The following is a 10,091-nucleotide window of genomic DNA, read 5'->3' on the forward strand; positions in this document are numbered from 1 at the left end:
GACTGCACCCAGCGGGCCAGGATCAGCGGGCCAAATCAAGCGCCACGTCGACGATCATGTCTTCCTGGCCGCCCACCATGCGGCGACGACCCAGCTCCACCAGGATGTCGACGGCATTGACGCCGTACTTCTGGCTGGCCGCTTCGGCATGGCGCAGGAAACTGGAATACACGCCGGCATAGCCCAGCGCCAGCGTCTCGCGATCCACGCGCACCGGGCGATCCTGCAACGGGCGCACGATGTCGTCGGCCGCATTCATCAGTGCGAACAGGTCGCAGCCGTGGTTCCAGCCCATGCGCTCGGCGACAGCGATGAACACTTCCAGCGGGGCATTGCCGGCACCGGCGCCCATGCCAGCCAGGCTGGCGTCGACACGGTAGCAACCCTCTTCCACCGCCACCACCGAGTTGGCCACGCCCAGGCTCAGGTTGTGGTGGGCGTGCATGCCCAGTTCCGTTTCCGGCTTGAGCACGTCGCGCAGCGCGCGGAAGCGGTCGCGCACGCCGTCCATCGTCAACGCGCCACCGGAGTCGACCACGTAGATGCAGCTGGCGCCATAGCTTTCCATCAGCTTGGCCTGCTTGCCCAGCTCTTGCGGCGTGGTCAGGTGGCTCATCATCAGGAAGCCCACACTGTCCATGCCCAGCTCGCGGGCATAGGCGATGTGCTGGCGCGAGACATCCGCTTCGGTGCAGTGGGTCGCCACGCGCACCACGCGCGCGCCGGCGTCATAGGCGTTGCGCAGGTCGTGCACGGTACCGATGCCGGGGATCAGCAGGGTCGCGATCCTGGCCTTCTGCACCGACTGCGCCGCCGCTTCGATCCACGCCACATCGCTGTGCGCGCCGAAGCCGTAGTTGAAGCTGCTGCCCGACAGCCCGTCGCCGTGGGCCACTTCGATGGAATCGACGCCGGCGCGATCCAGCGCAGCGGCGATGGTGCGCACGTTGTCCAGGCTGTACTGATGGCGGATGGCGTGGCTGCCGTCGCGCAGCGTGACATCCGAGATATAGAGTTTTTGTTGGTTCATGGTGGTCTCCGTGGTGCCTTATGCAACAACGCCTGCAGCCGCAGCCGCTGTCTTCGCGCCGCCCAGCTGGACCGCGACCTGCTCGGCGCAAGCCATGGCGGCCGATGTCATGATGTCGAGGTTGCCCGCGTAGGCCGGCAGGTAATGCGCCGCGCCTTCCACTTCGAGATACACCGAGGTCTTCAGGCCGGTGCGCAGGCCCAGGCCGGGCACGTTCACCGGATTGCCGGCATCGATCTCATCGAACTGCACGCGCTGCTTGAGGCGGTAACCGGGCACGTAGCTGCGCACCTTCTCCACCATCAGCATGATGCTGTCCTCGACCGTTTCCTTGTGCGACATCTCGGACAGCGCGAACACGGTGTCGCGCATGATCAGCGGCGGTTCGGCCGGGTTCAGGATGATGATTGCCTTGCCCTTCTGCGCGCCGCCCAGCACTTCGATGGCGCGCGAGGTGGTTTCGGTGAATTCGTCGATGTTGGCGCGGGTTCCCGGGCCGGCGGATTTGCTGGAGATGGACGCGACAATCTCCGCGTAATGCACCTTCGAGACGCGATTGATCGCCGCTACGATGGGAATCGTGGCCTGGCCGCCACAGGTGACCATGTTGATGTTGGGTGCCGACAGCTCGGCATCCAGGTTGATCGAGGGGATCACGTAAGGGCCGATGCCCGCCGGCGTCAGGTCGATGACGCGCACGCCATGCTCCTGCAGCACCGCGTTGTGGCGCTGGTGCGCACCGGCCGAGGTGGCGTCGAAGACGATCCGGATGTCCTTGAAGGACGGCAGGCGCAGCAGGCCATCCAGGCCTTCCGCCGTGGTGTCCACACCGAGGCGGCGGGCGCGTTCCAGGCCTTCCGACTTCGGATCGATCCCGACCATGGCGAGCATCTTCAGGTGCTTGCCATGCCTGAGGATCTTGATCATGAGGTCTGTCCCGATGTTGCCCGATCCTATGATGGCAACACCAACCTTGTCATTGTTTTGCACGGCGCGTATCTCCTGGCTGGTAATGGCGGCACCGGCGGGTACGACGTACGACGCCCGGCACCGTGACTCGCTGAAAGCATGCAATGTCGTTCTTGTTCGTCTTGCTTATCCGACGATTGCACGGTTGTATTCCAGTGATCGCATCCTAGCGCAGCATCTGCGTTATTTCAAAATATGATTAGTAATCTCACATATTGGGATTAATCGCATTCATGCCCGATTTAACCTCGCCCTGCCTTGACGGAACGACTCGGCGATAATGGCCGGATCCGCCCTTTTCTCAGTGCCCTTGCCACCTTGCCCGCCATGCACCAGCACGACATCCGCTCACTCGACCTGAACCTGCTCAAGGCGCTCGACGCCCTGCTGGACGAACGCAATGTGACCCGCGCCGCCGCCCGGCTGGGCGTGACGCAGCCGGCCATGAGCGGCATCCTCACGCGGCTGCGGGAAAACTTCGGCGATCCCTTGTTTGTCCGCGCACAACGCGGCATCGTCCCCACGCAGCGTGCGCTGGAGCTGGCGCAACCGGTGCGGCAGGTGTTGAGCGACATCGGCGCCCTGCTGCAGCCGGTGCTGTTCGATCCGCACGCAGCACGGCTGGATTTTTCGATTGCAGCCACCGACTACGCGTTGCGCGCGATCGCTGTGCCGTTCCTGAGCGCGCTCAAGCAACGCGCACCGCATGTACGCGTGGCGCTGGCATCGGTGGAAGACGGCCCGTTGCAGGACCGCCTCGAACGGGGAGAAATCGACCTGGCGCTGACCACGCCGGAGGGCACGCCGCCGGGACTGCATGCGCGGCGGCTGTTTGATGAGCACTACGTCTGTGTGCTGCGCGCAGACCATCCGGCGGCGCGCGGCAAGCGCCTGTCGCTCAAACAGTTCTGCGCGCTCGATCATGCGCTCGCGTCCTATGCCGGCGATCCGTTCAGCGGCGTCACCGACCAGGCACTGGCGGCGCTGGGCATGCAGCGCCGTGTGAGCTTGTCGGTGAAGCGCTTCCTGATCCTGCCTGACATCTTGCGTGCGAGCGACATGGTCGCCGTGGTGCCGAGCCGGCTGGTGGCCGGACTGGAGGGACTCAAACAGATGGCGTTGCCGCTGGCCGTTCCCGGATTCACCAAGACCGCCGTGTGGCACGAGCGTGCCCACCGCGATCCGGCGCAGCGCTGGTTGCGCGAGCTGCTGTTCGCCAGCTGCCAGCAACCGCGCTGAGTACGACCCGCTTTTTCAGGCTGAAGCCGACGGACTCGCGTCACGCGTGGCGTCCAGCACCAGCTGCGCTACCGCTTCCGACGACGCCGGATTCTGTCCGGTCACCAGTTTGCCATCACGCACGGCAAAGGGCGCGAAGTCGGCACCGCTTTCATAACGCGCGCCCAGGTCACGCAAGCGAGTCTCGAGCAGGAAAGGCACAGCCTCGGTCAGCCCTGCCGCCTCTTCTTCGCTGTTGGTGAACGCGCTCACGCGCCGGCCGGCCACCAGGGCGCTGCCATCTGCCAGGGTCACGCCCGTCAGGCCCGCCGGACCGTGGCAGACTGCCGCCAGCACCTTGCCCTGCGACCATGCCTGTGCCAGCAAGGTCGCCAGTTTTTCGCTTGCCGGCAGGTCCCACATGGTGCCGTGTCCACCGGGCAAAAAGATCGCGGCGTAGTCGTCGGCGCGCAACCCGTCGAGCGGCAAGGCCTCGCTGATCTGGCGCATCGCCCCGGCATCAGCCAGGAAGCGTTCGACGCTGGCGGGGTTCTTGCCCGCTTCTGCCAGCGAATGCGGATCGATCGGCACCTTGCCGCCGGTGACCGACGCAATGCGAACATCCAGCCCGGCGTCGATGAAATGGTAATACGGCGTGGCGAGTTCTTCGAACCACACACCGGTGGGACGGCCGCCCTCACCCAGCGTGGCATGCGAGGTGACGATCATCAACAGGCGTTGTGTCGATACAGCGTTCATTGCGTTCTCCTGTGGATAAGCGAATCAGGCGCGGACGGCCAACGAGGCCAGCGAGGCCAAGGCAGCGCCGGCGAGTCCAGTGATCCACTCCTGGTGCGCGTTGAGCATGGGATTGGGGACAGTGGCCGCCAGTTCTCGTGCAGGCTGGCCATTCTGGGTTTCCTGCGTAAGAATGCGCACGCGGCCGCCGTCGAGATCTTCGAACAGCCAGGCGTGATGCACATCCAGTCGATGCGCCGCGTCGCCCTCGACCCAGCCGTGCCAGGCGATGCGACCTGGTTCGCCGACGGACGGCGGCTGGTATTCGGTCACTTCGGCCTCCACCGGAAAGCCGAAGGTCGTGAAACGGAATCGTGCGCCGGCTGACAACAACGGCCCGCTGCCGTCATGGAACCGGATCTCGCTGGCGTTGCTGTAGTAGCCCGGCCAGGCATCGGTATCGCCCAGCAGCGGCCATACCTGCGCAGCCGACAGCCCGGGAATGATCACTTCGTTGGAGACATAATTGTCAGTGGTGCCGGGCAGGTAGCCGGCAGGCCAGTCGATGGCGGCCTGGATGGCGGATCGGATGACGGATTTTTGTGCGTGCATGATTGTTCCGTGGTCGAATGGATGAAGCAGGCTGGAACACGATCGTGGATGCGCGTTCCCCTGTGACTGGTGTCATCATGCAGGCAATCCTGCCATCAATCCAATCCTGAAAAATGATGTTCAACATCATACAAACTGATATCAGGACACGAAAACAACTCGCCCATCCGACGGCCGCGACCTTCAGGAAATCGCGGCCCGGGGGCTCATGCCAGCGCCGCTTCCCGTACGCGCGCTCGCTTTGCCGACCGCTGCACCAGCCAGGTCGACAGGCCGAACAGGATCAGCGTGGCGATGCTGATGCCCGCGCCGCCCAGCCAGGTACGCAACGGCTGCGGCGTCAACCACGGCAAGCCGTTGCCCAGGATTGCCAGCGACACCGGATTGATCACTAGCGCCATCCAGCGCGGCCACAACGTGCGTCCCATCCCGGCCAGCACGGCCAGCAGCGAGAATGCCAGTACAAACCCGCCGACCGCTGCCAGATACGCGATCAGCAGCACGCGATGAAACTGGTTGCCCAGCGCGAGCAATGCCGGGTGAGCGGCCTCCGGCACCACCAGTATGGTCTTGTAGAGCATGCCGACGAAATAGAACGCGGCATGGGCCAGCGGTGCATTGGCGAAACCGAACACGGCCAGGCCGAACACCGCCCAGGCGATCCGCCCCGCCGGCCTGGCCACGCGGAACAGATGCCAGGCACCAATGAGATAGAGCGTGGACGTCAGCGCCGCCACCAGCGCACCGGCAGCCAGCCGGCCCTCGGACGCGGACAGCATGGCCGACAGCCCACCGAAATCGATGGCCTGCGCATGGCGGATCAGCAGCAGCGGATAGTCCTCCGGCAGCGCATGCTCACCGACGATGAGCATGTCGCCTGCGATCCAGAAAAAAGAGGCGACGATGCCGCACAGCCCCGCCCAATGTATCCATCGCTCTTGCATGTTGACTCCTCCAATCAAGTAAGCAGTGATCAAGATCCGGATGCGACGCATAACGCCGCACGCTCATTCGGAATGGCTGCCGGCGGTCTTGCCGGTCGGTGCCGCTGACGCAGGGGCATCCCAGACGCTGCCCCCGGTGGTTTGACGCGCGCGCCGGCCGACCTGTCGCGCCAGCACGCTGAAGAACAAGACGCCGGCCAGCGCGGCCAGGTCAATGCCGGTCAGTCGCCAGGTGCTTTGCACCGTGACCGCGGCCATGACGCTGCTCAGGGGAATACCCGCCGTCGCTGCCGCTGCGGCTGCCAACAGCTCGCGCGCGCCCTTGACGGGTGGCCGCAAAGCGCTCCACACCAAGGCCAGCACCACGGTGCACCAGAACAGCGGCATCAACCCCACGCCCAGCCCTGCTACGCCCATCTTGACGGCAATGAACAGCACCGGAATGCCGACGCAGCTCCCCAGGCAAACGCCCATGGTCAGCCGGGCCAGCGCCTGGTGGTGCCAGGCTGCAGTCTGCGCACGGCGCTTGCGGCGGGCTTCCAGCCACATCAGGTTGCCGGAATAGAACAGGAACGCCCCCGCCATCCCGAGGCAGAAATACAACCACTGCACCGGACGCCCGCCGTAGTCACCGAAATGCAGCGCCGCCAGGCTCGACAGCGCCGAGGTACCGGTCGGTCTGGCACCGGCAACCTCCACGGCTAATACCTCACCGGTGACGGCGGACATTGCCACGCGCGATGAATGCCCCAGCACCCCGCCCTGGTCGCCCATCATGGTGACGACTCCCGCGCGGTCGCCGGGATGAAGATAGATCAGGTGCTGCGGGACGAAATCGGGAATCTGCTGCCGCGCGGTCGAGAGCAATGTCGTCGCCGGCAGCAGCGGTGCCTGTTCGCCGCTGGGCTTGGGCATGGCCACCGGCATCACGGTGCGCATCAGGTGCGACTTGCCCTCCTCGCCGTAGATGAGCACGTTCATGCCCACCAGTAGCGGATCATGCAGCGACATGACCGCACCGGTCAGCGCGAACAGGATGTGAAACGGCAGGCTCAGCACACCGATGCTGTTGTGCGCGTCCTGCCATAGCAGCTTGAGATTGGTGCCGATGCGCAACGCGAACAGATCCCGGCGCAGCACCGGCAGATACAGGATGACCCCGGACACCAATGCCAGCCCGTAGATGAAGGCGACGGTACCCAACAACAGTTCGCCGCCGAGGCCGGGAATACCGGCCGTGCGGTGCAGGTTGTCGATTACCACCGACAGGCGCTGCCCGCCGGCATCGCCCAGCTGCAGGGCGCCATCCGCCCCGAGGCGCGCATGGAAGGTATCGCGCTCCTTGTTGCGCCAGACGGCTTCTACGCCGCCCTCGTGCGCATCGGGCAGGTTGATCATCAATCCGCTGCGCGACTCGGGATGGGCCGTGATGACGCGTTCGACCAGCGGCGTCACGTCTTGCATCGCCTCGTCGGTCAGGCGATGCGGCGCGCCGGCCTGCCAGACGGAGATATCTTCGCGGAAGACGGTGAACGCGCCCGCATAGAAGGCCAGGAACAGCACCAGTCCCGCCAGCAGTCCGGTCCAGGTGTGGACGACCTTGAACGTGCGCAAGGTGTCGGCTTGTATTTTCATGAAACTCTCTTTGTCCGGTCAGTGCGACCAATGCCGCACCAGTGCCAGCAGGCCGAAGCCCACGGCATTGCCCAGCGCCAGCCAGGCCCAGGCGCGCCATCCGGTGCGACAGGCGAAGGCCGCAGACATCACGCCCACCCACACCGGCAGCAACAGGAACAGCACCACGAAGTAATTGTCGAGCCGGCTGCCCGGCCCGAGATAGCCATAGAGCCCGCACACGGCGAACGACAGCGGGCACCCGAGCACGACCCCGGCCAATGTCTTGCGTCCCAGTTCATGCGCCATCGGCTGCTCTCCTGCGTGTGAACCAATGCGCGGCCCATGGCGCGGCAACCAACGCCAGCATCCAGGCCGCCAGGACGGCGAAGACACCGGGCGCTGCCCCGATGCCACGACTCATCAGCCACATCGCCACGGCCAGCAACGGCAACGCAATGCCCGTCGCCAACGGTACACGCAGTGACTGCCGGATCAGCTGCTGCCGTGGAGCGGCCAGGTACAGCATCCCGGCAGAAAGCGCGGCCAGGCCAAGCGCCAGGGCGCCGCTCAGGAAAACACCGTCCATCTCAGAAATCGACGCTGGCCGACAACTGGAAGGTACGCGCAGCGCCCACGGCGGCATAGCCGTTCCACACACCCGACCAATAGCGCTTGTCGAAGGCGTTGATCACGCTGCCGCGAAACACGACGTTGTGGTCGGCAAAGCGGGTGGCATAGCGCGCGCCCAGATCAAAGCGCGTCCACGCCGGGAGTTCCTGCGTGTTGGTGCTGTTGGCGTATTGGTGCCCGGTGTAGATCGCCGTGCCCCGCAGGGTCAGGCCGCTGAGCCGGGTGACATCCCACTCCGTGCCCAGGTTGAGCTGCAGGGTCGGGATGCCGATGGCGGTCTTGCCGTCGTACTGGCCGGACTGGGTCCTGGTGGTGATGGCCTTGATGTAGCTCGCGCCGCCCAGCAGGCGCAGTCCGCGCGCCAGCTCGCCGGCAGTGTTCCATTCGATGCCGCGGTTGCGCTGCTCGCCGTCGGCCGAATAGCGGGTGGTCACGGCGTCCTTGATCAGGCTGGGACGCTCGATCTGGAACACGCTGATGGTGTTCATGAAGGTTCCGGCATCCCATTTGGCCCCGAACTCCACCTGCTGCGTCTTGTACGGCGCGAAGGTTTCGCCGTTGTTGGCCGACGTGAGATCGGACACCGTCGCGCCTTGCGAAAGCCCTTCGATGTAATTGGCATACAGCGACAGCGGCGCAGACCATGGCTTGATGACCAGTCCCACGGCCGGTGTCAGCGCCTGGCTGTCATAAGGCGTACCGGAGACGGCGCCCGAGGCCGCGAAGTTGGTGGTGCGCACACGCTGTTGCCGCAGGCCGAGCGTGAGCAGCACCTTGCGATCCATGAACGACAGCGTGTCGGCCAGGGCGATGCTGTCCAACTTGATTTCCGCTGTCTTCGCCGCGACTGCCGGTTCGGCGGCGCGCGTGCCCGTGGTCGGGGAATAGATGTTGGATGCCCACGTCACCATGTTGGCGGTGGTGCCGGTGGTCTGCTCGATGGCGTTGGTGCTCAGGACAACTTCATGGCCGATGGGACCGGTGCGAAAGCGCCCGCGGATGCCGACCTCGGCCGAGGTGGCGTCAAAGAAATTCTTCGCGTTCATACCCACGGCGGTATACGCCCCCGAGGTCTGCAGGTTCATGCCGATGGCGTTGTTCAGGTAACCGGCGCCGGTCTGGCGCTTGGTGCCGGCCGCTGCAAAGCCGGTCCAGTCTTCGTTGAAATCGAACTCGACCGCGCCGATCACGGCCTTGCTGCGCGAGATCGAATAGGCGCCCCGCTGCGTGTTGACAGTGGGATCAGGCGCGGCGGCAAGCTGCGACGACGCGAAGGTCGACAGCAGCGGCATGCCGCCGGTCTGCTTCTCTTCGATGCTGTATGCGTCCAGCGTGGCGCGCACGCGCTCACCCCGGAAGTCGAGCGCGACCGATCCCAGGATGCGATCCTGGGATTGGCCGTCCAGCGCCGTGTCGCCGTTCGATTTGACGGCATTGACGCGGATACCGAATTGCTTCTCCTCGCCGAAACGCCGCCCCAGGTCCAGATGCATGCCCAGCTGGGAATCCGACATATAGCTGGTCGTCAGCCGTGTGAGCGGCTCATCGGCCGCACGTTTGGGCACGAGATTGACCACCCCACCCACCGCGCCCGCCGGCGCCATCCCGTACAAGAGCGCACCGGGGCCCTTGAGCACCTCGACGCGCTCCAGCATTTCGGTCGCGCCGCGGTTGTGGGGCACCATGCCGAACAAGCCGTTCCAGGCAAAGTCCGAGGTCTGCATGTAAAAACCGCGCACGTTGAAATGCTCGGCCGGGCCGCCTTCCGGGAAGATCTCCCGGACCGAAGGATCTGCGCGCAACACTTCCGAAACGGTGCTGGCTTGCTGGTCTTCCATCATCTGGGCGGTATAGCTGGTGGTATTGAAGGGCGTCTCCATGACACTCTTGTTGCCCAGCAGCCCGACCCGGCCGCCGCGCGCCACCTGGCCACCGGCGTAGGCCTTCGGCAAGTCGCCGGCGCCCGTTTCTGCATCGGCATTCACCCGGACCACGGGCAACACGCCGGTGGAAGCCCCTGCCGCCGCTTGCCGCAGCGCATAGCTGCCGTCGCCCTGGCGCACGACCTCAAGATTCTGGCCGCGCAACAATTCGGCGAACGCCTGATCCACGGTGAAACTGCCCGCCAGCCCGGCACTGTTCTTGCCCTGGGTCAGCTCGGCCGGCGCGGAAAGGAAGACACCGGCTTCTTCCGCGAAGCGATTCAGCGCGGCAGTCAACGTGCCGGCGGGGATATTGAACGCGCGTGCCGGTGCAGCGGCAGCCTGGGCATGTGCAGAAGGCATAGCGGCCGCGAACATGGCGCCCGCGACGGCCAGGTGCAGCGCCAGCGC

The 10,091-nt window shown here is 65.2% G+C and carries 10 protein-coding genes; 1 reads left to right on the forward strand and 9 read right to left on the reverse strand.

The features are described from left to right. Positions 1 to 22: 22 nt before the first annotated feature. Together dmpG and AKL28_RS16290 are read right to left on the reverse strand one after the other, a co-directional pair. The gene (dmpG, locus tag AKL28_RS16285; RefSeq protein WP_050469194.1) at positions 23 to 1,030 is read right to left on the reverse strand and encodes a 4-hydroxy-2-oxovalerate aldolase; all 1,008 of its coding nucleotides are present in this window, start codon (positions 1,028 to 1,030) and stop codon (positions 23 to 25) included. 18 nt (positions 1,031 to 1,048) lie between these two features. Next, positions 1,049 to 2,020 (reverse strand): acetaldehyde dehydrogenase (acetylating), encoded by a 972-nt coding sequence (locus AKL28_RS16290; protein ID WP_050469195.1) that lies wholly within the window; start codon positions 2,018 to 2,020, stop codon positions 1,049 to 1,051. A gap of 306 nt (positions 2,021 to 2,326) precedes the next feature. Between AKL28_RS16290 and AKL28_RS16295 the strand changes: the two genes are divergently transcribed. After that, positions 2,327 to 3,238: a LysR family transcriptional regulator gene (locus AKL28_RS16295; RefSeq protein ID WP_050469196.1), complete on the forward strand. Its 912-nt coding sequence runs from the start codon at positions 2,327 to 2,329 to the stop codon at positions 3,236 to 3,238. Positions 3,239 to 3,253: 15 nt separating this feature from the next. Here the strand turns inward: AKL28_RS16295 and AKL28_RS16300 are convergent, their stop codons facing one another. The 7 genes from AKL28_RS16300 to AKL28_RS16330 form a co-directional block, all read right to left on the reverse strand. After that, the gene (locus AKL28_RS16300; protein WP_050469197.1) at positions 3,254 to 3,976 is read right to left on the reverse strand and encodes a type 1 glutamine amidotransferase domain-containing protein; all 723 of its coding nucleotides are present in this window, start codon (positions 3,974 to 3,976) and stop codon (positions 3,254 to 3,256) included. Between the two features lie 24 nt (positions 3,977 to 4,000). Further along, entirely contained in the window at positions 4,001 to 4,567 is a 567-nt protein-coding gene (locus tag AKL28_RS16305; RefSeq protein ID WP_050469198.1) for an SRPBCC domain-containing protein, read from the reverse strand. Positions 4,568 to 4,773: 206 nt separating this feature from the next. Then, on the reverse strand, positions 4,774 to 5,511 hold the full coding sequence (locus tag AKL28_RS16310; RefSeq protein WP_050469199.1) for a DUF6796 family protein: 738 nt from the start codon (positions 5,509 to 5,511) through the stop codon (positions 4,774 to 4,776). Positions 5,512 to 5,574: 63 nt separating this feature from the next. Then, positions 5,575 to 7,146 (reverse strand): PepSY-associated TM helix domain-containing protein, encoded by a 1,572-nt coding sequence (locus tag AKL28_RS16315; protein WP_050469200.1) that lies wholly within the window; start codon positions 7,144 to 7,146, stop codon positions 5,575 to 5,577. A gap of 18 nt (positions 7,147 to 7,164) precedes the next feature. After that, on the reverse strand, positions 7,165 to 7,434 hold the full coding sequence (locus tag AKL28_RS16320) for a hypothetical protein (protein WP_050469201.1): 270 nt from the start codon (positions 7,432 to 7,434) through the stop codon (positions 7,165 to 7,167). After that, positions 7,424 to 7,714, reverse strand: a complete 291-nt coding sequence (locus AKL28_RS16325; RefSeq protein WP_050469202.1) for a hypothetical protein — start codon at positions 7,712 to 7,714, stop codon at positions 7,424 to 7,426. Before AKL28_RS16325 ends, AKL28_RS16320 begins: the two co-directional genes overlap by 11 nt. A gap of 1 nt (position 7,715) precedes the next feature. Then, positions 7,716 to 10,091: TonB-dependent receptor (locus AKL28_RS16330; protein ID WP_050469203.1), on the reverse strand; the 2,376-nt coding region annotated here is incomplete at its 5' end.

This window comes from Herbaspirillum chlorophenolicum (assembly GCF_001189955.1).
GTDB lineage: Bacteria > Pseudomonadota > Gammaproteobacteria > Burkholderiales > Burkholderiaceae_D > Herbaspirillum > Herbaspirillum chlorophenolicum.

Bases quoted from the DNA above. Each gene is read 5' to 3' on its own strand.
- AKL28_RS16320 (WP_050469201.1), bottom strand. From the start codon at position 7,434: ATGGCGCATGAACTGGGACGCAAGACATTGGCCGGGGTCGTGCTCGGG.
- dmpG (WP_050469194.1), bottom strand. From the start codon at position 1,030: ATGAACCAACAAAAACTCTATATCTCGGATGTCACGCTGCGCGACGGC.
- AKL28_RS16310 (WP_050469199.1), bottom strand. From the start codon at position 5,511: ATGCAAGAGCGATGGATACATTGGGCGGGGCTGTGCGGCATCGTCGCC.
- AKL28_RS16295 (WP_050469196.1), top strand. From the start codon at position 2,327: ATGCACCAGCACGACATCCGCTCACTCGACCTGAACCTGCTCAAGGCG.
- AKL28_RS16325 (WP_050469202.1), bottom strand. From the start codon at position 7,714: ATGGACGGTGTTTTCCTGAGCGGCGCCCTGGCGCTTGGCCTGGCCGCG.
- AKL28_RS16300 (WP_050469197.1), bottom strand. From the start codon at position 3,976: ATGAACGCTGTATCGACACAACGCCTGTTGATGATCGTCACCTCGCAT.
- AKL28_RS16315 (WP_050469200.1), bottom strand. From the start codon at position 7,146: ATGAAAATACAAGCCGACACCTTGCGCACGTTCAAGGTCGTCCACACC.
- AKL28_RS16305 (WP_050469198.1), bottom strand. From the start codon at position 4,567: ATGCACGCACAAAAATCCGTCATCCGATCCGCCATCCAGGCCGCCATC.